Genomic DNA, 22,525 nt, shown 5'->3' with positions numbered 1-22,525 from the left:
CCGACCGCTGCAACGGTAACGGCAGCGATAAATAGCTGCGGGGGAAGCGGCGTCGTGCTGCGTATCAGTGTGGGCTGCGTAAGGGTTTGAATAGCAAGACCATGGTTGAATATCCGAACCTTTTGCGTGCCGGGGCTGGAATCGCTCTGTTGCTGCTGGCTGCGTGCGGCAGCAAAACCGAGGAAGCGGGCGGCGCCGGTGATCGGCGGCCGCCGCAATTGGTGGCCGCGATGGCGGTACCGATGGAAGATTATGCGCCCACGCTGGTGGCGTTGGGCACGGTGACGCCGCGTCAGAGCGTGGCGGTGCGGCCGCGTGCCGATGGCCAGATCGACAGCATCGCCTTTGCCGAAGGTGATTATGTGCGCGCCGGCCAGGTGCTGTTCCGGCTCGACCCCCGCCAGGCGCAAGCCGCGCTGGCGCAGGCACGGGCGCAATTGGCCAGCGCGGTTGCCACCGAAGTGCAGGCGCGCGCCGATTTCGAACGCGCCGAAGCGCTGGTGGGCAAGGGCTTTATTTCGGGCACCGTGCTCGATCAGCGGCGGGCGGCGGCCGAAGGCGCGCGCGCGCAGATTGCCAGCGCACGGGCGCAGGTGAACAATGCCGAAACGCAGTTGTCGTTTCTGACCGTGACGGCGCCGATTTCCGGGCGCACCGGCGAATTGCAGCAACGGCTGGGCGCCAATGTGCGCCAGGGCGATGCAGCGCTGGTGACGATCAATCAATTGTCGCCGATTCATGTGCGTTTTCTGGTGCCGGCGGCAGATATTGCGGCAGCGCGGGCCGTGCTGCGCCAGGGCGGCGGGCGTGTGGTGGCGAAAACCCAGGTCGGCGGCGAGATTTTGGCCACCGGCAAGCTGGTGTTTCTGGACAACAATGTCGATCCCGGCAACGGCGGCGTGACCGCGCGCGCCGAATTTGCCAACCAGGGCGACGCGTTGTGGCCTGGCGCGGTGGTGAATGTCGAATTGCCGCTGGCAGCGCCAACCCCGCATCTGACCGTGCCGGAAGGTGCCGTGCAGACCGGGCGTGACGCGCCGTTCGTATGGGCCGTAAGCACGACGGCGGCGGCTGCGGCACCAAAAACCGATGCTGGCGCGGCGGCCGGCGCGGCCCGCGGTGCGGGTGCCACCGTGCAGATGCGCGATGTGATCGTTGCGGGCCGTCTGGGCGGCAAGGTCTATCTGAGCAGCGGCATCAAGGCGGGTGACCAGGTGGTGGTCGATGCGCTCGCCAGGCTGAAGGATGGCGATGCCGTGCGGTTGAAGCGGCCTGGTGACGCGCAGAACGCCGCCCAGATCGCCGGTCGGGCCGGGGCTCCACCGCCGACGGCGCCAGCCGGGGCTGCTGGCTGATGGGTTTCGTCCGCATCTTCGTCGAGCGGCCGGTGGCCACCGTGCTGCTGACGCTGGCGGTGATCTTTGCCGGCATTTTCGGTTATCGCGAGCTGGCGGTTTCGGCGCTGCCCGAGGTTGATCTGCCGACCATCCAGATTCAGGCCAGCCTGCCCGGTGCCAACCCCGGCACCATGGCGGCATCGGTGGCGACACCGATCGAGCGGCAATTGTCGACCATCGCCGGTATCGAGCAGGTGATTTCCACCAGCAACACCGGCAGCACCAGCATCACCATCCAGTTCGCCCTGGATCGCGACATCGATAGCGCCGCGCTGGATGTCCAATCCGTGCTGTCGGCCGTGACACGCCGGCTGCCGCCGGAAATGCCGAGCCCGCCCAGTTTCACCAAGGTCAATCCCGCCGATTCGCCGGTGTTCATCGTGTCGGTGCGCGACAAGACGCGGGCGATGAACGAGTTGCAGACCCTGGTCGACACGCTGATGATCCCGCGGCTGTCGACGCTGCCAGGCGCCGGCCAGGTGCAGACCTATGGCGACCGCCGCTTTGCCATCCGCATCCAGTTCGATCCCGATGCACTGGCGGCGCGCAATCTGACCGTGGATGAACTGCGCAGCGCCGTTGCCAGCGCCAATTCCAATCTGGCGGTCGGTTCGATCACCGGCGGCCCACGCAATTTCGTGCTGGAAGCGTCAGGCAATCTGAGCAAGCCCGAGGAATTCGCCAGCGTGATCGTCGCCACGCGCAACGGCCTGCCGGTGCGGGTCGGCGATGTCGCCAGCGTGATCAGCAGCTATGAACGGGTGCGCGGCGGGGCCAAGTTCAATGGCGAGCCATCGCTGACCATCGCGGTGTCGCGCCAGCCCGGCGCCAATGTTGTCAAGCTGGTCGATGAAGTGCGCCGCGTGTTGCCGTCGGTGCAGGACGCCATGCCGCCGTCGGTTGAGATCAGCGAAATCGTTGACCGGTCCGAATCGGTGCGGGAATCGGTGTTCGATGCGCAGGTCACGCTGGTCGGCACGGCGTTGCTGGTCATCCTGGTCATCTATCTGGTGCTTGGCGACGCCCGCGCCACGTTCATTCCGGCCATCGTGCTGCCGGTCGCGGCGATCGGCACCTTTGCCGGCATGTACATGTTCGGCTTCAATCTCGACAATCTGTCGCTGCTGGCGCTGACGCTGGCCACGGGTTTCGTTGTCGATGATGCCATCGTCGTGCTGGAGAATATCGTCCGCCACATCGAGGATGGCGAGGAGCCGCGCGTTGCCGCCGTTACCGGCGCCAACGAGATCGCGTTCACCGTGCTGTCGATTTCGGTCAGCCTGGTCGCGGTGTTCATCCCATTGTTGTTCATGGGCGGCATTATCGGGCGATTGTTCTTCGAATTTGCGGTGACGATGACGATTTCGATCGCGGTGTCGGCGGTGCTCAGCCTGACGTTGATCCCGATGATTGCCGCGCGCCTGCTGAAATCCGGCCATCAGGAGCCCAGCAAGGTGGCACGCATCACCACGGGCGCCTTCGACAAATTGACCAACACCTACATGCGTGGTTTCGATTGGACGCTGCGCCGCCGCAAGATCGTTGGCGTGCTGACGGTCGTGTCGATCGGCGTGGCGGTTTGGGGTTTCACGGTGGTGCCGAAGGGCTTTTTCCCCACCGAGGATACCGGCACGGTGTTTTTTGGCACCGAAGCCGCGCCGGACGCCAGCTACAGCGACATGCAGGCCAAACAGGATATTGCGGCGGCCATCGTGCAAAAAGATCCGGCAGTGGCGCGGGTGAACAGCATTATTGGCGGTGGCGAATCCAACCGGGGCCGCATGTTCGCGCCGTTGAAGCCGCGCCATGAACGCGATTCGGCCGAAGAGGTGTTGTCGCGGTTGCGCATGGCAGTGGCGGGCATTCCCGGCTTTTCGGCGTATCCGAACATGCCGCAGAATCTCAATCTGGGCGGGCGGCCCAGCCCGACCAATTATCAGTACACGATCAGCTCGGTGGACAAGGACGAGCTGTATGAATTCGCGCCGAAGCTGGAAGCGGCGATGCGCGGCCTGCCCGGCCTGTTGGATGTGAACAGCGATTATCAGCGCGGCAGCCGCCAGGCGTTCGTCGAGGTGGACCGTGATGCTGCCGCGCGCCTGGGCGTGCCGGTGGATGCGGTGCGCCGCGTGCTGCTTGCCGCCTATGGCAACCAGCAGATCAGCCGGATCTTCACCGATGCCGATGATTATCAGGTGATCATGGAAATCAACGAAGCCAGCCAGATGAACCCCGACAGCATCGGGCGGTTGACCGTGCGCGGTGCCAACCAGGGCGGCGGCGGCCAGGTCGGTGGCGGCACGCTGGTGCCGTTGTCGGCGGTGACACGCATCCGGGTGGAAGGCGCACCGCTGACCGTTTCGCACCAGAGCCAGTTGCCGGCCGTCACGCTGTCGTTCAACCTGGAACCGGGCGTGGCCTTGAGCGCGGTCAAGCCGTTGATCGAGGCGGCTGCGGCTGATCTGGGCCAGCCGGCAGGCGTTTCCGGGGCGCTGGGCGGCAATGCGCAGCAATATGAAGCCAGCACCAAATCCATGCCGATCCTGTTCCTGGCGGCGATCATCGTGATCTACATCGTGCTGGGCGTGTTGTACGAAAGCTTTGCGCACCCGATCACCATTCTGTCGGGCTTGCCGGCGGCGGGCATTGGGGCGGTGGCGTTCCTGTGGCTGTTCGGCATGCCGCTGGATGTGATCGGCATCATCGGCGTCGTGCTGTTGATCGGCATCGTCAAGAAAAACGCCATCATGATGATCGATTTCGCGTTGGCCGGGCAGCGCCAGCATGGCTGGACGCCGGCCTATGCCATCCGCGAAGCCGCTGCCAAGCGTTTCCGCCCGATCATGATGACGACCTTTGCCGCCATGGCCGGCGCAGCGCCGCTGGCGCTGGGTATCGGCGCCGGTGCCGAACTGCGCCAGCCGCTGGGCATTGCCGTGATGGGTGGGCTGGTGGTGAGCCAGGTGCTGACCCTGTTCATCACACCGGTCGTGTATCTCGGCATCGAAGGCTTGATGGCGCGGTTCCGCTCACGCGGCGGCGCGGGCGAGATCAAGGAACTGCCGGGCCGGGCGGCGTTCCGGCCGGAGGCCGCGGAGTGAGCTTCCCCTCCCCCAAGCGGGAGGGGCTTGCGGTGACTTGGTTGCGGTAACCTCCACACTCAGGAGGATCATACCCATGCCCACAACCGCCGAAAATCTGTCCCGCTGGCACGCGCATGTGAAGGCGCCAGACCATGCAAATTTGTGGGACATGCTGCATCCCGATGCGGTGTTCGAAAGCCCGGTGGTGCACACGCCGCAGCGCGGGCGCGATATCGTGTTCAAATATCTGGCCAGTGCCGACAAGGTGCTGGGCGGGGAGGGCTTCACTTACACGGGCGAATGGCTGAACGCGCACGGAGCGATCCTGGAGTTTGAAAACACCATCAACGGCATCAAGGTGAATGGCATCGACATGATCACCTGGGATGAAGATGGCCGCATCGTGCATTTCAAGGTGATGGTGCGGCCGTTGAAGGCGATCCAGATGGTGCACCAGATGATGGGCGAGATGCTGCAGACGATGGCCGGGTGAGGGTGCGCCCGCGACGTCGTGTCGGCAGGGCAGGGGCGGGGCATTTCTGCTAGGGCCCTGCCCATGCGTATCCCATCGCTCTTCGCCCTGATCGTGCTTGCCGCCTGCAGCAGCGAGTTGCCACCCGAGCAGGTCGCGGCCCAGCGCGCGGAGGCTCTGGTGCAGGGTACCGGGCGGCCGAATACGCTGTTGCTCGGGCCGATCATGGGGCTGGATTCACGTAGCAAGGCCGGGGTGTGCGGGCTGATCGAGACGCCGAGTGGCCCGGTGCGGGTGGTGGTCGATCTGGCCGACGCCACGGTGCGCACGGGCGTGCCGGCGACGCAGGGCGGCCACCGCGTCGATCTGGGCGAAAGCCGGTTCTGCGACGAGGACGCCCGCACGCGCTGGGAACAGGTGAAGAAAGTCGATCCGGTCGGGCTGATGGCGCGGGTAACGGGTTAAGCCCCGTAATTCGGCGCGCGCTTTTCGAGGAAGGCGGCGAGGCCTTCCTTGAAGTCGTCGCTGGCGGCACACATCAACTGGTTGCGGTTTTCGAGCGCGATGGCAGCTTCCAGGCTGGGGGCGTCGATGGCGAAGTTCAGACCTTCCTTGGTCATCCTGAGGCCGATCGGCGACGTGGCGAGCATTTCGGCCACCAGCGCTTCACCGGCGGTTTCCAGTTCGGCATCGGGCACCACCTGGCTGACGAGGCCGGTCGCCAGCGCGCGCGGGGCGTGGATGAAGCGGCCGGTCATCATCAGTTCGGCCGCCAGACTTGCGCCGACCAGGCGGGGCAGGAAATAGGAGGTGCCCATGTCGCAGCTTGAGAGGCCGAGCTTGATGAAGGCGGCATTCAGCTTTGCGGATTCGCCGGCGATGCGGATGTCGCTGGCCAGCGCGAAGGCGAAACCGCCGCCGCAGGCCGCGCCGTGGATCAGGCTGATGATCGGTTGCGGGCAGCGACGCATCTTGACGTAGACATCGGCCAGCCAGCCCTGAAAGCCGAAGCCGCCAGCGAAGGGGGCGGGTTCGCTCCCCTGTGCCTTGATATCCAGCCCGGCGCAAAAGGCCCGGCCGGCGCCGCGCATCACGACGATGCGGGTGCCTTGGGCATGGGGCAGGCGGCCAAAATAATCGGACAGATCGGCGACCATCTGGTTGTTGATGCTGTTCAGCGCTTCCGGCCGGTTGAACGTGAGCCAATCGACCGGGCCGCGCGCTTCGATTGCAATGGTTTCGTAGGTCATAACGTCCCTCACCGGTTCGACTGGCCGTCGTCGATCTTGATCACCGTGCCGGTCACGGCTTCGCCGGCGGGCGCGACCAGATAGAGCAGGGTTGAATCCATCATCGCCGGATCGCCCAGCCGCTTGCGGCGGAAATGCTGGGTGATGTCCCCCATCCGCGCCAGCATGCCGTCCATCATCTCGCTGGCAAAGGCGCCCGGCGCGATGGCGTTGACGTTGATCGGATAGCGTGCCCATTCCACCGCCAGCACCTCGGTCATCCGCACCACCGCAGCCTTGGTCATGCTGTAGAGCGCGGCGCCGTGGCCCTGATATTCGAACGCCGCCATCGATGCGATGTTGACGATGCGCAATGGCTTGCCGTCGGCGATGCGGCGCGCGGCGAGGCTGGTGGACAGCAGCCAGGGCGCGTTCACATTTACCGCCATCACCTGGTTGAACAATTCGGGCGGCAATTTGTGGGCGCGCGCGGCATCGGGGATGCCGGCGTTGTTGATCAGGATGGACACCGCGCCCATTGCCGCCTCGACCCGTTCCGCCAGCGCCAGGCACTGCGCCTGATCGGCGACATCGATGGCGAAGGCCTGTGCAGTGCCGCCGGCAGCGGTGATTTCGGCAACCAGCGCATCGAGCTTGTCGATCCGACGGGCGCACAGGGCCACCTGCGCGCCGGAAGCAGCCAGCACCCGGGCAAAGCGCGCGCCCAGCCCGGATGACGCGCCGGTGATGATGGCGATCTGGCCGGTCAGATCATGGCTGGCATTGGGCAGCGGCAGGGGCATCGGGCAGGACCTTTGGCAAGTGGTTCACTGCCGATGATGCGCCTGCCAACCCCTGCCGGCCATTGCCACAAGTGACGGGCCAATGTGCCTCAGCCGATCACATCGACATAGACAAAATCATCGAAGGTGGGGATCTTGCTGCCCATCACCAGACCGACCATTTCGTCCCAGCCGTCCCAACTGTTGTTGCCGTTGGTATCGAGGAAAATGCCCGTGCCGCGCTCGCCCGCAACACCGACATTGTACCGGATGAAATATGTGCCGGCCGCCAGTTGGATGCGGTCACCTTCGGAAAAATCGGTGATCACGGCGCGGTCGATCAGGCCGTTACTCTTGTTGTTGCCATCTTGGTAGAAAGCACCGCGGGAATCGCCGAGCACGAACAGATCATTGCCGGCGCCGCCGGTCATCCGATCGGCGGTGCCGGTCCCCAGCGTCGGGTCGTTGCTGGGCACTCCGATGATGATGTCGTCCCCGTCGGTGCCGATCAGCACATCGGAATCGGACGTGCCGAGGATGATGTTCGGGAGGTCTTCCGGGGGTGGCGGCGGTGGTGGCGGTTCTTCCTCTGGCGGTGGTGGAGGTTCTTCCGGCGGCGGTAGCGGTTCTTCCTCTGGCGGTGGCGGCGGTTCTTCTGGCGGCGGCGGTTCTGCCGGGATGGCGCCCGCTGTAAGCATGTCGGCGACATTGAGGCGGCCACCCGTAACGGTGAGCGCCATCGATGTGGTGGGCGTGGCGGTGTCGAGCAGCAGGTCGCGAAGCTCGGCGCCGGACAGGCCTTCGTTGGCACTCGACAGCAAGCCCAGCGCGCCAGCGACATGTGGCGCCGCCATCGAGGTGCCGCTGTAGCTGGCATAGCCGCCATTTGGCGTGGTCGAGATGATCGAAGACCCCGGCGCCCCGATATCGACCGTCAACGCGCCAAAGTTGGAGAAGCCGGAGCGGCCACCGGTCTTGGTGATGCTGGCCACTGCGACCACGGCTTCCCATCCCGCCGCGGCGAGCGTGGAATAGTTGGCGGGGTAGGTTGGCTGCAGATCATTGTCCTTGCCGATATTGTTGCCGCTGCCATTGCCGGCAGCGGCGACGAACAGCACATCTTCGCGGGCGCCGGCGACGACCGAACCCAACAGCGCATGTGAATAGCTGCCGGTGGCCCAACTATTGTTGGTGGCGACATAATTGCCTGGGCCGTCGCCATGGGCCTTGGCTGCTGCCGTATAATAATCCAGCGCGGAAATCGCCGCCGATATTGTGCCCGATCCGCTGTTGGGCAGGGATTTCAGTGCCACCATCTGCACCGTCCAGTTGACGCCAGCCACGCCGATACCGTTGTTGCCCATCGCGCCGATTGTGCCGGCCACGTGCGTGCCATGGCCGTTGCCGTCCATCGGATCATTGGTGTTGGTGACGAAATTCCAGCCGATCAGATCATCGATACGGCCATTGCCATCCAGATCGATCCCGTTTGCCCAGCGCACGTCTTTCAGCAGATCGCCGGCATCGATGCGGCCATTGCCGTTGATATCGCTGACGGCGTGGGCATTGGCGCCATGGTTGAGATCGCGGAACGTGATCATGCCGTCGCCATCGGTGTCGATCAGATCCAGATTGGTCGGCACTTCGCCGGGGTTCAGCCAGATATTCAGATAAAGATCGGGGTGGGTGTAATCGATGCCGGAATCGACGACGCCGATCACCGTGCTGGTCTTGCCGGTGTGGCCGGCCGCCCAGGCTTCGCCGGCCTGGCTGCCGAACGGATTCACGATGTCCGTCTCATCACCCAACATGCCCCACAGCCGGCCATCCATGTAGCGCGGCTCGTTGCTGCCCTGCACGGTGAGCGTCGCATTGGCTTCGGCAAACTCGATCAGCGGATGGCGTTGCAGAGCGGCCAGGGCTTGCGTTGCCTTGGCATTTGCCACCGAAACAAGCAGCAGATCGCCGCTGGCATCACTGCGCACCACATTGCTGATCTGCCCGCCGATGGCCTCAATCGTGCTGGCCTGGCTGGCGGCGGCGCCGGGTTTGAACTGCACCAGAAATTCCTGGGCGGTTGTCGGGGCTGCGGTGCGGGCAGGTTCAGGCACAGCCCCATCCGGGCGACCGGCGGCCCATACGGCCCCTGGTTCGCGGGCATGGCTTTCCCGTTCCTTGCCATAGGCAGAATTGCGATCCTGTCGCATGAAGCTTGGTTCCCCCAGAGTTACATGTCGTCGCAGATTGGGAAATCAACCAACCCGACACATGGACGCTGAAAATTACGAGTGGCTGCAGGACTTACTGGAGACACGACACGTATATTTACTTAGGTTGCCCTTGTTTGCACGGATTGTCTTGAGGGCAATCTGCACAATCAGGTGATTAGCCGCAATTGATGTAAGGATTGTAAATGTAATGAGTGAATACCACCATCCCGCCGTTTTTTATCAATGTGGATTCTACGGTAATACAGCGCGGTTGAAACGGGCGCAGGGGCTGGACGGGCCAAGAGGGTCCTGTGGCGCGACCAAATTATCATATAAATGAACGGCGTCGGCAGGGCGCACCGCGGGGTCGCCGAACTGTTCAGCGGACGGCGCAATGCAGCAGCCGCGCCCCGAATCGCGCGGCGTATCGTTGTGACAAAGCGATGGCCCTTGCAGCAGGCCGCCGGGCTCAGGCTGCCGGGTTCAGGCTGCGGCGCTGCTGGCGAGGGCTTCGCGTTCGGCCTTCAGCGCCTCGGCGATCAGGAAGGCCATTTCCAGGCTCTGGCTGGCATTCAGCCGCGGGTCGCACTGCGTCTGGTAACGGGCGCCCAGGCCTTCATCGGAAATGGCGATGGCGCCGCCGGTGCATTCCGTCACATCCTGGCCGGTCATTTCCAGATGGATGCCGCCGGCATGCGTACCCTCGGCGCGGTGGATGGCGAAAAAGCTCTTCACTTCCGACAGGATGCGATCGAACGGGCGCGTCTTCAGCCCGCCAGCCGCCTTGATGGTGTTGCCGTGCATGGGATCGCAGCTCCACAGCACATGGCGGCCTTCGCGCTTCACGGCGCGGATCAGGCGCGGCAGATGCTGGTCAACCTTGTCGTGGCCAAAACGCGCGATCAGGGTCAGCCGGCCGGGGGTGTTGCCGGGGTTGAGCGTATCGATCAAGCGCAGCAGATCGTCCGGTTCCAGCGACGGCCCGCATTTCAGGCCGAGCGGATTGCCGACGCCGCGCAGGAATTCGACATGGGCGCTGCCGGCAAAGCGGGTGCGATCGCCGATCCACAGCATGTGCGCGGACGTGTCGTACCAATCGCCGGTCAGGCTGTCCTGCCGGGTCATCGCCTCTTCATAACCGAGCAGCAGCGCCTCGTGGCTGGTGAAGAAGCTGGTGGCCTGCAATTGCGGCACGGTATCGGGCGACAGGCCGATGGCGGCCATGAAATCCAGCGCTTCGCCGATGCGATCGGCCAGTTGTGCATATTGATCGGCCCAGGGGCTGCGGGCGGCGAAATCCAGGTTCCATTTGTGGACCTGATGCAGGTTCGCATAACCACCGGACGCAAAGGCCCGCAGCAGATTGAGCGTGGCGGCCGATTGCATGTAGCCGCGGATCATGCGCTGCGGATTGGGCACACGCGCTTCGGGGGTGAATTCATTGTCGTTGACGTTATCGCCGCGATAGCTGGGCAGCGACACGCCATTGATTTCCTCGAAATCGCCCGAGCGCGGCTTGGCGAACTGGCCAGCCATGCGGCCGACCTTCACGATCGGCATCTTGCTGGCGAAGGTCATGACCACGGCCATCTGCAGCAGCACCCGGAACGTGTCGCGGATGGTGTTGGGGTGGAATTCGGCAAAGCTTTCGGCGCAATCGCCGCCCTGCAGCAGGAAGGCGTTGCCGGCCGCCGCATCGGCGAGGCGGGTGGTCAGGTCGCGGGCTTCGCCAGCAAACACCAGGGGCGGATAGGAACGCAGTTCGCTTTCCACGGCCTGCAGCGCGGCGGCATCGGGATAGGTGGGGAGCTGCCGGGCTTCGGCAGCGCGCCAGCTGGCGGGGGTCCATTTGTTGGTCATAACGGGGGTGCTTTGCGTCGGTTGCGGTTCCGATGCAAGTCCCGGTCGCGTCAGGCCGTGGCGATCCAGTTGCCGTGAAAGCCGAGCGGCACACGTTGCGGCAGGGCAACACTGGCGCTCGCCGGCGCGGCGAGATCGCGCGCATCGAGCAGGACAAGATCGGTCGCGTCGGCGTGCGGGTCGACAACATAGCCCATCAACCAGCCGTCATCCTCGGCCGCATCGGCGGTGCGCGGCACAAAGACGAACTCGCCGGGCACGCGGCCAGCATCGAAAACATGCATCGTGCGCCCGCCGGTTTCGAGATCGTGGCGGATGACCCCCGCCGGGCTGCCGGCCGGGCCGTCGGTCATTGTCACCGTATAGGCGTAGCGATAGGGCTTGCCGGTCAGGCGTTCATCGCAGCGTGGAAATTCCTGCGGGGTGGTGTCGATCACGCGGCGCTCGACCCGGCGGGTGGCCGGGTCGCATGTCCAGCGCTCGAAAGTGACCACGGAGCCTTCGGGGCCGGTGGGATGCTCGTTGTCGAAGATCCGATCATGCGCCGCCACATCGATGACAACGCGGCCATCGGGCAGATCATGGGCATTGCACGGGTGAAACACCTGCGCCGGATCGACATCGCACCAGATCACATCATCAGCGCAGCCTTCGCGCGGCAACAGGCCGACGCGGGCGGGATGATCCTTGTTCCAGCAATAGGGAAAGCCCACGCCGGCGCGCGCTGCGGGCAGCGAAAACGTGACCGGCAGATCGAGGATGATGACGAAGCGCGCGGTGAGGGCGCAATCATGGATCATCGGGCCATCGGTGACGGGAATCGGCAGTTCGCGCCGCACCCGGCCATCGGTGCCAACCACGACATGCCGGATGAAGGCGCGATTGCCGCCGTTGTAGCAAATGGCGTGAAGCTCGCCGCTGTCAGGGTCGCGATGGGGATGCGCCGAAAAGCCGCCGAGTTGCAGCGTGCCGTCAAGGTTGCTGTGCGCCACGGTGCCCAGCAGGCTGTCGAGTTCGACCGGGAAACCGCCGGCTTCGACCAGCGCCAGCAGCTTGCCGGCATGGCCGATGATGTTGGTGTTCACGGTATCGCTGCGCGCGTCACGCGGACCCGGCGCAGCGGCCTCGCCAAGTGCGGCGCTGACCCGGTTCGAGCGCACGAAGCGGTTGCGATACCAGAGGGCCTTGCCCGCCTGCAGGCGGACGCCGTGGACCATGCCGTCGCCGGCAAACCAGTGGTAAAAGCGCGGATCCGGCGGCGTCGCCGGATTGGGGCCGATCCGCACATAAAGGCCATCCAGTTCTGCGGGCAGTATGCCAGTGACCGGCAGCGATTCGACGCTCAATTCCTCGGCGACCGGGGCATAAATGCCCTCCAGGAAGGGATTGGTTTCGATCTTCGCTTGGCTGGCCATGATATCGTCTCCCAAGCGCAAGCTTGCTGCTTCAGGGCAAGCCGGTCAAGCTAGCGCATCAGCACCAATTCCTCGCTCATCGTCGGATGCAGCGCCATCGTGTCGTCGAACTGTGCCTTGGTCAGCCCGGCCTTCACCGCGATGGCGACCGCCTGCAGGATCTCCGGTGCATCCGGGCCGATCATGTGGGCGCCGACGACGCGATCCGTGGAGGAATCAACGATCAGCTTGTAGAGCGCGCGTTCGTTGCGGCCGGCCAGCACGTTGCGCATCGGGCGGAAATCCGATGTGAACACGCGCACCTGGCCAAAGGCGTTGCGGGCCTCGGCCTCGGTCATGCCGACGCTGCCCAGCGGCGGGTTGGAGAAGACCGCGGAGGGGATGGCACCGTAATCGACATGCCACGGCTTGTCGCCGAACTGGCTGTCGGCAAAGCTGTGGCCTTCGCGGATGGCAACCGGCGTCAGTTGCACGCGGTCGGTCACGTCGCCCACCGCGAAGATATTGGGGACATTGGTGCGATTGTCGCGATCCACCGCAATGGCGCCCTTGGCATCCAGCATCACGCCGGCGGCATCCAGGCCCAGGCCTTCGATATTGGGCACGCGGCCCAGGGCCCACATCAGCACATCGGTATCGAGCGACTTGCCATCGGTGAAATGGATGCGCAGCGATCCGTCTTCAAGCTTTTCAACGCGGTCGAGCCGGCAGTTGAGCTTGAAATTCAGCCCCTTCGCGATGCTGATCTGCAGCAGCCGATCGGCCAGCGCCGGTTCCCAGCCGCGCAGGATGGTCTCGCTGCGGTTGATCACGGTCACATCCGTGCCGAGTTCGTGGAACACGCCGGCAAATTCGGTGGCGATATAACCGGCGCCGGCGATGACCATGCGTTTCGGCAAGGCCGGCAGGTGGAACACTTCGTTCGATGTGATGCCATGCTCGGCACCGGGCACTTCGGGCAAATAGGGCCGGGCGCCGGTGGCAATCAGGATGGTTTTGGCGGTGTGGCGTGTGCCGTCGATGTCGATCGTGTTGGCATCGATCAGCCGGGCATGGCCGTGAAAGGTGGTGACCTGGTTGTTGTCCAGCGTGGTCTGATAAATGCCGTTCAGGCGATCGACTTCGGCCAGCACATTGTCGCGCAGTATCGCCCAATCGAAGCAGCGTGCCTCGATCGTCCAGCCAAACCGGCGCGCATCTTCCAGATCCTCGGCAAAATGCGATCCATAGACCAGCAGTTTCTTGGGCACACAGCCACGAATCACGCAGGTGCCGCCAACGCGATGTTCTTCGGCCACTGCCACGCGCGCACCGTGCCCGGCCGCGATCCGGCTGGCGCGGACGCCGCCCGAACCGGCGCCGATGACAAACAGGTCAAAATCAAAATCGCTCATGCCAATCTCCTGTTCACTGGTTAGGGCAGGCACGATAGCGAGGCCAATCAATTTGGCCGCTCAGGCTGAATGATGTGGCCAATCAGCCAGCGAGCCACCACCAGAAGCCGCCGAGCAGCCCGCCGGCTTGCAGCCCGGTGATGATGAACAACGGCTGCTTGAAACTGTCTTTCGAGGATTTGTGGCGCAACTTGTTGATGGCCAGCCAGGCGGCCGGGCTGCCGCCAAACATGGCCCAGCCCAGAAGCGTGTTTTCGGCGATGCGTTCGCGGCTGCGACCGGCGACGGCGCGTTGCTTGTCGATGGCGAACAGCGCCCAGGTGATGCCGTTGATCAGCAGCAGCGCCAGAACGAATATTGCGGGCCACAGCGTCACGGCAGCAAACGTCAGCGCCGGCGGCAGTCGAGTTTGCCGTAGCGCGGCACCGCCTGACGGGCAGCGATCATCGCGCAACTGATGTTGACGCCATCGGCGGTGCAATTGACGATGGAGCGGCCATAGCGATCGACGTCGCGCACTTCGCATTTCACCGCGCGGCCGCGGGTGAGGCGGCGCAGATAATCGCGGCTGGCGTAAGGATCGCCGCGCACGCAGCGGCGGCCGGGGCGGCACGATCCCGGCATTTCGGGGGCGTCGATGCCATAGAGGCGCATGGTCTGCTTGTGGTTGCGGCAGCGCATGTTGTCCCCGTCGCTGTGCGTGGGGGCGACGCACATCAGCGTCGCGGCGGCGGCGAGGGCGAGGAGGGACATATGCTATTTGTACCGGTAATGTTCCTGTTGGCAACCCCTCACCCCGCTCGGCTGCGCTGAGTTGCCCTCTCCCCTGAGGGGAGAGGGGTTAATCTCTGAAGGGGTCTTTCACCAGGATGATGTCGTCGCGTTCCGGCGATGTGCTGACCAGCGCCACCGGGCATTCGGTCAGTTCCTCGATGCGGCGGATATATTTGATCGCCTGGGCTGGCAATTGTGCCCAACTGCGCGCGCCGGCGGTGGATTCGCTCCAGCCTTCGAAGGTCTCGTAGATCGGCTCGACCCGGGCCTGCGCCGACGGGTGGGCGGGCAGGTGATCAAGGATTTCGCCGTCGAGGCGATAGCCGGTGCAGATCAGCACTTCATCGAAGCCATCGAGCACGTCCAGCTTGGTGAGCGCCATGCCGGTGATGCCGCCCACCGCCATTGCCTGACGCACCAGCACGGCATCGAACCAGCCGCAGCGGCGCTTGCGCCCCGTCACGGTGCCGAATTCATGGCCGCGCTCGCCCAGTTTCTGTCCGGCTTCGTTGTCCTGCTCTGTGGGGAAGGGGCCGGAGCCGACGCGGGTGGTGTAGGCCTTGACGATGCCGAGCACATAGCCGGTGGCATCCGGCCCCATGCCACTGCCGGCGGCGGCCTGGCCGGCGACGACGTTGGACGAGGTGACGAACGGCCAGGTGCCGTGATCGACATCGAGCAGCACGCCCTGCGCGCCTTCGAACAATATGCGATCGCGGCGCCAGCGGGCGTCACGCAGGCGTTTCCACGTCGGCTGGATGAACGGCAGCACCGCCGGCGCCACTTCGGCGAGTTGTGCGCGCAGTTCCGCGGCATCCACCGGCGCCACGCCGAAACCGGCGCGCAGGGCATTGTGGTGGGCGAGCAGGCGTTCGAGTTGCGGGGCGATATCGTCCAGGTGGGCAAGATCGATGACCCGCAGCGCCCGGCGGCCGACCTTGTCTTCATAGGCCGGGCCGATGCCGCGCCGCGTGGTGCCGATCTTGCCGGCGCCCATCGCGTCTTCGCGCAAGGCATCAAGATCGCGGTGCAGCGGCAGGATCAGCGGGCAGGTTTCCGACACGGCAAGATTGTCGGGCGTGATCGCCACGCCCATCCCGCTGATGCGGGCGACTTCATCGCGGAAATGCCAGGGATCGAACACCACGCCATTGCCGATGATCGACAGGGTTCCGCGCACGATGCCGGACGGCAGCAGGGACAGCTTGTAGACCTGATTGCCGACCACCAGCGTATGCCCGGCATTATGGCCGCCCTGGAAACGCACGACGACATCGGCGCGCGCCGACAGCCAATCGACAATCTTGCCCTTGCCCTCATCGCCCCACTGGGCACCGATCACGGTTACATTCGGCATGAATTCGTCCTGTTAGCGCACATAGGAGGCGCCGTTGATGTCGAGCGTGGCACCGGTCAGCGAGGCCGGGGCTTCACTGGCCAGCCAGCGGATGGTTTCGGCGACCTCCTCGGCAGCGGCGACGCGGCCAAGCGGGATGTCGGCAAGCAATTTGTCGCCGCCGCGGCTGGCGAGATATTCGTCGGCCATGCCGGTCATGGTGAAACCCGGCGTGATCGAAAAGGCCAGGATATTCTGCGCTGCATAGCCGCGCGCGATGCTCTTGGTCATCGCCAGCATCCCGCCTTTGGCGGCGGCATAATGCCAGTGTTTCGGCGAATCGCCGCGATGGCCGGCGCGGCTGGCGACATTGATGATGCGGCCGCCGCCAATCGATTGGAAATGCAGGACGGCGTGGCGGCACAGATCGGCGGCGCTTTGCAGATTGATGGCCAGGCTGCGCGCCCAGGCAGCGGCGAAGGCATCGGCGTCGGCCGGGTCAGCGGCTTCGAACACGCCGGCGTTGTTGACCAGCACGTCGATGCGGCCATCGCACTGCGTCAGCGCTTGTTCCCACAGGACATCGGCAGCGCCGGCGTGCGCGAAATCGGCCGCAATCAGGCCATCGCCGCCTGCGGTCGATTGACCGATCACATGATGCCCGGCGGCGGTGAGCGCGGTGCGCGCCGCAGCGCCGATGCCGCGTGACGCGCCGGTGAGGAGGATATTGGCCATGCCGCGCCTATGACGGTTTGGCGACGGCTTTGTCCAGCCGGCGCGTGATGGCCCTCTGTTCCAGGGCGCGCGTGATCGCGCGCAGCGCGCGGGCCCGCCGTTCATCCCACGTCCCGGCGATCAGCACTGCGTCGATGCCGCGCGCAGCAAGTTCATCCTCGACGACGGCTTGGAACGCCAGCCGGTCCTGACCGACGAACTGCCGTGTGCCGTCGTCCACCCACGGCGTATCGGGCGCGAACAGCAAGTGCAGATCGGCCAGCGCCGGAATGGCGGATATTTCCGGGTCACGCGCGCCATGCAGCATGCGGAACCAGGCGGCGGTCATCACCACATCGGTATCTTCGACCAGCAGCGGCGGGCGCGTCTCGCGCAATCTGGCCAGGCGGGCGGCATGTTCGCGGGCAATGTGGCGCAGGGCATCGGGCGTGAAATCGGTGCTGATCGTTTCGGCATATTCGCGGCCATATTCGGGCATCACGATGCCGCCCAGGTGCGGCGCCAAGCGTTCAGCCAGCATGGATTTGCCGGTGGATTCGACCCCCAGGAAGCAGACATGCAGCATCAGGCGGGCGACGCGAGGTGCCATTGGCGCCAGCTATAGACGGCGATGGCGAGGAACAGCAGATACAGGCCGGCGGTCACCCACAGCGCCTGGCCGGCATAGAGCGCGACCGAGGCGATGTTGATGCCGACCCACAGCGGCCAGGATTCGACCATGCGCCAGTTGGTGAGAGCCTGTGCGACCAGCGACCAGGCAGCGACACTGCCGTCGGTAATCGGTGCCGCCGCATCTGTCTGACGCAGGATCAGCGCGATGGCGACGGAGAGTGCGGCACCGGCCAGCAGCACCAATGGCCAGCGGCTGGCGGGCAGGCGGCGGACAGGGACGCCGTCTTCGCCGCGGCCGGCGCGCCGCCAGGCCCACAGGCCATGGATTTGCGCGGCGAAGAAGAAGACCTGCAATCCCGCCACGGCGTAGAGTCGCGCCTGGAAGAAGATGACCGCGAAGATCGCCACCATCACCATGCCGCACGGATAATTCCACACCGACCGCCGGGCGAGCAGCAGCAGATTGGCCAGGCCGAAGGCCGAGGCGAGGAGTTCCCATGGGTTCATTGGCCCGTGGTGAAGCACGCCAGGCTTTATGTTGGCAAGCATATGAAAAGGGGGCGGGCCATCGCTGACCCGCCCCCATCACACCCAACGCAAAGCCGGTCAGAACCGATAGCGCACTGTGCCGCCATAGGTGCGCGGCGCGTTCGGGTAGCCGGAGAAGCTGCCGTTCTGCGCCACCGACGGGAAGGCCGACAGCAGGAACTGATCGTTGGTCAGGTTGCGGCCCCACACCGACACTTCGATGCCCTGGCGGAACTGCAGCGTCGCAGCGGCATTCAGCAGATTCTGCTCGCGGCGGAACTGCGGGAAGCCATCGACCACCTGGGTGTTGCTCTGGTGCTGGTAATCGGCGCGCAGCAGCAGCCGATTCTCGTTGCCGAGGTTGATCCGCCACGACGGCGCCAGCGTCAGCGTGACAGTCGGGATGCCGGCCGGGCGGGTGCCCGACAGATCACCGAAGGCCGACTGGGTGAAGCTGTCGTAGGTCGGATCGAGAAGGGTCAGGTTGATGCCGAGGCTGAGGTTGCGGGTCGGGCGCAGCACCGAATCAACCTCGACGCCCCAGGTCGACTGCTTTTCGGCATTGCCGAGCTGGAAGCCGGTGCCGGTGAAGATGTTCTGCTGAAAGCCGTTCAGGAACTGGTAGAACCCGGCGACATTCATCGAGAAACCTTCGACATCGACCTTCACGCCGACTTCATAGACGGTGGCATGTTCGGGCTGCGCAAAGCGCGTGCCGGTGGTGAGATTGGCCACCGCCAGGCCCGCGGTGCGGATCGGCGAGGCCGGCGGGTTCGTCACCGGCGAGCCGGGGATGAAATCCGACCGGAACGGCCGGCTGTCCCGCGACAGGTTGAAGCTTGATGCCTTGAAGCCGGTGGCATGCGTGGCATAGAGCGACAGCTGGTCGGTGGCGCGCCACGCCGCGCGCAGCGTGTAGGCCAGATCGCGATCATTGGTGCGGCCCGGCTCCACCGCGTTGGGGAAGTTCAGGAACGGCGGCAGGAACTGCAGCGGCTGCAATGCCAGCAGCGGGTTGACCGCCGGATTGGCCGCAAACTGCGGCGGCACCCCGATGGCTGTGCCGATGGCGACCAGATCGAGGCCGGAGAAAACATCGGTCGATCGCACATTGGTGGTCACCCGCTTGCGATCATCGGTGTAGTTGAAGCCGGCGGTGAGCGTGAAACGATCGGTAACGGCAAAATCCAGCGTGCCGAACAGCGAGATGGCGCGGTTGGACAGGGTGTAACGCTCGAACAGGCCCTGGCCCTGGCCGCCAAAGGTGCCGGCGGGCAAACCGAGCGCCGGTTCCAGGCTGGTGTAGCCGCCGCCGGTCAACAGGTTGGCATAGTTGCGGAAATCACGGCCGTAGGTGAGGTTGTTGGAAAAATCGATATCCTCGTTGAAGTAGAAGGCGCCAACCAGGAAGTTGAAGAAGCCATCGAAGTTCGACGCCAGCCGCAATTCGGAGGTGTAGGTATCGATCTTGGTATTGGCATCGTTGCTGCCGATCAGATCAGCGGAGGTGAAATCACTGTCCTGATTGGTGAAGCTGTCCACCCGGCGCCAGGCGTTGATCATCGTCACCTTCAGGCTGTCGTTGGCGTCCCAATCGGTTTGCAGCGACACGCCATAATTTTCGATATCGTTGGTCGATGCGAAATTGTTGAAGGTCACGAAGCTGAACGGATTTTGCGAATCGATGCGGCCGCCGACGGCGCGCACCGCATTGCCGGTCGGGCCATCGGTGAGATTGGCGGCGATGCAGCAATTTTCGTCGATCTTGTCGTAATCGCCGATCAGGCGGAAGCTCAACCGGTCGCTGGCCTGCCAAAGCAGTTGCCCGCGCACGCCCCAGCGGTTGCGATCGTTGAAATCGAGATCGAGGCCGGGATCATAGGCAAAGCCGTCGCGCTTGTTGATGTTGCCGGCCAGGCTGAAGGCCAAAGTTTCGCTGATCGGCCCGGTGATGTCGGCCTTCAGGATGAAGGCGTTGTAATTGCCGTAAGTGGCTTCGGCCGAGCCGCCCCATTTGAACTTGGGCGCTGCGGTGACCACCGAGATGATGCCGGCCGACGCGTTCTTGCCGAACAGGGTCGATTGCGGCCCGCGCAGCACTTCGACGCGCTCCAGGTTGGGCAGATCGCCGATCTGGGCGGCGGAACGGCTGCGATAGACGCCATCGATGAACACGCCCACGGACGGCTCGATGCCCGGATTATTGGCGCCGTTGCCAAAGCCGCGGATGATGAAATTGGTGTTGGCCGAGCTTTGGAGCTGGGTGACGCGAAGGGACGGCACCAGCGTCTGAATGTCGATCAGATCGCGGACCTGGGCCTGCTGCAGGGCGGCACCGGTTGTCACTGCGACCGAAATCGGCGTGTCCTGCAGCGTGGCGGTGCGCTTGGACGCGGTTACGATGATGACATCGTCTTCCTGGGCCATCTCGTCGTCGGCGGTCGCGGCGACGGGCGCGTTGGCGGAAGCGGTTTGGGCAAAGGCGGGGGCAGCAAACGCGGACAGACCAAGCAACAAGGCTGCCTTCTTGGCAGCAACGAAATTCGACATGAGGTTCCTTCCCGGGGGGTTTTTGGCGGGCGGTGGCGCCCGGTATTGCTCGTTGCGCGAGCGAGGGCGGCGGGGTTACAATGTTTTCATGAATATGCAACCCTGTGGAAACACGGGGTCGTGTGCGCTTGCCCAGCCGGGGTAGGCGGTGGCAGGGGAGGTTGCCTGGCAACCCCGCAACCAGATTGCAATCATGGCCGAATGGGACATTACCAGCGATCGCCTGCTCATCCGCCCGATGCGGATCGAGGAAGCCATGCATTGGCACCGCATCCGCGCCAGCGCGCCGTTCGATCCGCTGACCCGCAGTGTCGCAGAAAGCATTGCGCTGATCACCGCGATGCAGCGGCGGGCAGCGCCGGATTCCGACGGCTGGCAGCAATTTTCGATTCTGAACCGAGACGAGGAAATGCTGGGCGATCTGGGCATCCGTTTCTCGCCGCCATGGAATGCCACGGTTGAAATCGGCTTTGCCGTCGATCCAGCGCAGCGCGGCAAGGGTATCTGTTCCGAAGCAGTTGAGGCGATGCTGAAACGATTGTTCCACCGCAGCCGGCGCCGGGTGGTGGCCGTGACCGATGTGCGCAACCGCCCGGCGCAGCGGGTGCTGGAACGCAACTGGTTCCGCCTGGAAGGGCGCTTTGTCGAAAGCTGGCGCGATGGCGATATCTGGTACGATGAACTTTCCTATGCGCGGTTGGTGAGCGATTGATGATGGTGCCAACCCCCGAGATTGTCGCCGCGCTGATCGATGCGCCGGTAACCCGCGTGGAGGCGCTGTCGGGCGGAGCCTCTTCGGCAACTTATGCGGTGGATGCGGTGCGCGATGATGGGTCGCAATGGCCGTTGATCCTGCAATGCGCCGCGACGGGCAGCGTGCCGGAGGGCGGCCTGCCGCGCGCTGACCAGGCCCGGTTGCAGCAATTGGCCTTTGCCGCCGGACTGCCGGTGGCCGAGGTGGTGCGGGTGCTGCAGCCCGATGATGGCCTGGGCGAAGGGTTCATCATGGCGCGGCTGCCCGGTGAGGCGCTGGCATCGAAATGGCTGAAATTGCCGGACTATGCACCGGCGCGGACGAAGCTTACGCAGCAATGTGCCGCGGTGCTGGCGCAGCTGCACCGGCTGCCGATGGCGGCGGCGGCCGATCTGGCGTTGCCAATGGGCAGCACGGCGGAGCTGCTGGCGCGGATGTTTGCCAATTATCGGCGGTTTGGCGTGGACTCGCCGGTGTTCGATCTGGCCTTTGCCTGGCTGAAGGAGCGGGTGGCGGACCGGCCGGCGACCAGCATCGTGCACGGCGATTTCCGGTCCGGCAATTTTCTGGTGGCCCCTGAAGGCCTGGTCGCGGTGCTGGATTGGGAATTGGCGCATCTGGGTGATGGCCATGAGGATCTGGGCTGGCTGTGCTGCAATTCGTGGCGCTTTGGGGTGTGGCAAAATCCGGTGGGTGGTTTTGGCCAGCGCGACGAACTTTATGCGGCCTATGAAGCGGCGGGCGGCGGGCCGGTGGACCGGGACCGTGCCGCGCTGTGGGAAGTGTGGGGCACGTTGAAATGGGGTATTGCCTGCCTGCAATTGGGCGATGATCATGTTTCGGGTCGGCTGCGATCAGTCGAGCGGGCCGCGGTCGGCAGACGCGTGTCGGAGGTGGAACTCGACCTGATGCACATGCTGAAATACGGGAGCGTGTGATGGCTGAGCAGATCGAAGCACAGACGCTGATCGAGGCGGTGGCGGGGTTTCTGGCCGAGCTGGAGCCGGCGCTGAAGGGGCGGCAGGCGTTTCATGCCAAGGTGGCACAAAATGCGCTGGCCATTGTGGCGCGGGAGCTGGCGCAGGCGCCGCAACAGCGCGAGCAGATGTTGCTGGCGGGTGTGATGGGCAGCGGCGATGATCTGGCGGCGCTGCGGGCCGGCCTTTGTGCGGATCTGCGCAGCGGCGCGAAGAGCGTGGATACGCCGGGGCTGGTCGATGCGCTGCTTGGCGTGGCGCTGGCCAAGTGCGCGGTGGACAATCCGCGCTATTCCACGCTGAAGCGGTTGCAGGGCTGAAAAGGCGCAGGCGCGCGGTCTAGGCTCCGGACTCAATTGCACCAGAACGTGAGGCTTGCGGCGAGGTGCGTGGCTGAGAGGTAGTTTCTGGCGAGCT

General features: G+C 64.7%; 20 protein-coding genes. 7 read left to right on the top strand and 13 right to left on the bottom strand.

The features are described 5' to 3' along the window. Positions 1-149 precede the first annotated feature (149 nt). The 4 genes from ACTIEZ_RS05300 (at position 150) to ACTIEZ_RS05285 (ending at position 5,417) form a co-directional block, all read left to right on the top strand. Positions 150-1,355, top strand: coding sequence for an efflux RND transporter periplasmic adaptor subunit (locus ACTIEZ_RS05300; protein ID WP_439545618.1), 1,206 nt, complete (start codon positions 150-152; stop codon positions 1,353-1,355). Continuing rightward, on the top strand, positions 1,355-4,498 hold the full coding sequence (locus ACTIEZ_RS05295) for an efflux RND transporter permease subunit (protein ID WP_439545617.1): 3,144 nt from the start codon (positions 1,355-1,357) through the stop codon (positions 4,496-4,498). The genes ACTIEZ_RS05300 and ACTIEZ_RS05295 overlap by 1 nt, the downstream gene beginning before the upstream one ends. Positions 4,499-4,574: 76 nt before the next feature. After that, positions 4,575-4,973: a nuclear transport factor 2 family protein gene (locus tag ACTIEZ_RS05290; protein WP_439545616.1), complete on the top strand. Its 399-nt coding sequence runs from the start codon at positions 4,575-4,577 to the stop codon at positions 4,971-4,973. 63 nt (positions 4,974-5,036) lie between these two features. Then, a complete protein-coding gene (locus tag ACTIEZ_RS05285; RefSeq protein ID WP_439545615.1) occupies positions 5,037-5,417 on the top strand; it encodes a hypothetical protein in 381 nt (126 codons plus the stop codon). On the opposite strand, the gene ACTIEZ_RS05280 is transcribed toward ACTIEZ_RS05285, so the two are convergent. The 13 genes from ACTIEZ_RS05280 to ACTIEZ_RS05220 all read right to left on the bottom strand — a co-directional run bounded on the left by ACTIEZ_RS05280 (position 5,414) and on the right by ACTIEZ_RS05220 (position 20,377). Further along, a complete protein-coding gene (locus ACTIEZ_RS05280; protein WP_439545614.1) occupies positions 5,414-6,202 on the bottom strand; it encodes an enoyl-CoA hydratase/isomerase family protein in 789 nt (262 codons plus the stop codon). The genes ACTIEZ_RS05285 and ACTIEZ_RS05280 overlap by 4 nt on opposite strands. A gap of 8 nt (positions 6,203-6,210) precedes the next feature. Next, positions 6,211-6,984, bottom strand: coding sequence for an SDR family NAD(P)-dependent oxidoreductase (locus ACTIEZ_RS05275; RefSeq protein WP_439545613.1), 774 nt, complete (start codon positions 6,982-6,984; stop codon positions 6,211-6,213). A gap of 89 nt (positions 6,985-7,073) precedes the next feature. Beyond that, on the bottom strand, positions 7,074-9,170 hold the full coding sequence (locus ACTIEZ_RS05270) for a S8 family serine peptidase (RefSeq protein WP_439545612.1): 2,097 nt from the start codon (positions 9,168-9,170) through the stop codon (positions 7,074-7,076). A 486-nt stretch (positions 9,171-9,656) separates the two neighbouring features. Then, complete coding sequence (locus ACTIEZ_RS05265; RefSeq protein ID WP_439545611.1) at positions 9,657-11,033, bottom strand: class II 3-deoxy-7-phosphoheptulonate synthase; 1,377 nt, start codon at positions 11,031-11,033, stop codon at positions 9,657-9,659. Positions 11,034-11,083: 50 nt separating this feature from the next. Further along, a complete protein-coding gene (locus ACTIEZ_RS05260; protein ID WP_439545610.1) occupies positions 11,084-12,448 on the bottom strand; it encodes a carotenoid oxygenase family protein in 1,365 nt (454 codons plus the stop codon). Between the two features lie 50 nt (positions 12,449-12,498). After that, positions 12,499-13,842: a glutathione-disulfide reductase gene (gene gorA, locus ACTIEZ_RS05255; protein WP_439545609.1), complete on the bottom strand. Its 1,344-nt coding sequence runs from the start codon at positions 13,840-13,842 to the stop codon at positions 12,499-12,501. Positions 13,843-13,924: 82 nt separating this feature from the next. After that, positions 13,925-14,218 carry a DUF1294 domain-containing protein gene (locus tag ACTIEZ_RS05250; protein ID WP_439545608.1) on the bottom strand — a complete coding sequence of 98 codons (294 nt, stop codon included), beginning with the start codon at positions 14,216-14,218 and terminating at the stop codon, positions 13,925-13,927. Positions 14,219-14,229: 11 nt separating this feature from the next. After that, positions 14,230-14,595, bottom strand: coding sequence for a thermonuclease family protein (locus ACTIEZ_RS05245; protein WP_439545607.1), 366 nt, complete (start codon positions 14,593-14,595; stop codon positions 14,230-14,232). 88 nt (positions 14,596-14,683) lie between these two features. Further along, positions 14,684-15,973 (bottom strand): adenylosuccinate synthase, encoded by a 1,290-nt coding sequence (locus ACTIEZ_RS05240; protein WP_439545606.1) that lies wholly within the window; start codon positions 15,971-15,973, stop codon positions 14,684-14,686. A 12-nt stretch (positions 15,974-15,985) separates the two neighbouring features. Further along, positions 15,986-16,687: an SDR family NAD(P)-dependent oxidoreductase gene (locus tag ACTIEZ_RS05235; RefSeq protein WP_439545605.1), complete on the bottom strand. Its 702-nt coding sequence runs from the start codon at positions 16,685-16,687 to the stop codon at positions 15,986-15,988. 7 nt (positions 16,688-16,694) lie between these two features. Then, complete coding sequence (locus ACTIEZ_RS05230; protein WP_439545604.1) at positions 16,695-17,276, bottom strand: AAA family ATPase; 582 nt, start codon at positions 17,274-17,276, stop codon at positions 16,695-16,697. After that, the gene (gene pnuC, locus ACTIEZ_RS05225) at positions 17,252-17,806 is read right to left on the bottom strand and encodes a nicotinamide riboside transporter PnuC (RefSeq protein ID WP_439545603.1); all 555 of its coding nucleotides are present in this window, start codon (positions 17,804-17,806) and stop codon (positions 17,252-17,254) included. The genes ACTIEZ_RS05230 and pnuC overlap by 25 nt, the downstream gene beginning before the upstream one ends. 99 nt (positions 17,807-17,905) lie before the next feature. Beyond that, positions 17,906-20,377, bottom strand: a complete 2,472-nt coding sequence (locus ACTIEZ_RS05220) for a TonB-dependent receptor (RefSeq protein WP_439545602.1) — start codon at positions 20,375-20,377, stop codon at positions 17,906-17,908. A 193-nt stretch (positions 20,378-20,570) separates the two neighbouring features. Here ACTIEZ_RS05220 and ACTIEZ_RS05215 point away from each other — a divergent pair, with 193 nt between their 5' ends. From ACTIEZ_RS05215 to ACTIEZ_RS05205, 3 genes are read left to right on the top strand one after another with little or no spacing between them, the layout of a single operon-like run. Continuing rightward, a complete protein-coding gene (locus tag ACTIEZ_RS05215) occupies positions 20,571-21,089 on the top strand; it encodes a GNAT family N-acetyltransferase (RefSeq protein WP_439545601.1) in 519 nt (172 codons plus the stop codon). Continuing rightward, positions 21,089-22,069, top strand: a complete 981-nt coding sequence (locus ACTIEZ_RS05210) for a phosphotransferase family protein (RefSeq protein ID WP_439545600.1) — start codon at positions 21,089-21,091, stop codon at positions 22,067-22,069. The genes ACTIEZ_RS05215 and ACTIEZ_RS05210 overlap by 1 nt, the downstream gene beginning before the upstream one ends. Continuing rightward, complete coding sequence (locus ACTIEZ_RS05205) at positions 22,069-22,428, top strand: DUF6285 domain-containing protein (protein WP_439545599.1); 360 nt, start codon at positions 22,069-22,071, stop codon at positions 22,426-22,428. Before ACTIEZ_RS05210 ends, ACTIEZ_RS05205 begins: the two co-directional genes overlap by 1 nt. Positions 22,429-22,525: the final 97 nt, after the last annotated feature.

It is taken from the genome of Sandarakinorhabdus sp. (genome assembly GCF_051860625.1).
GTDB lineage: Bacteria > Pseudomonadota > Alphaproteobacteria > Sphingomonadales > Sphingomonadaceae > Sandarakinorhabdus.
This window is presented reverse-complemented; position numbering and strand designations above follow the sequence as displayed.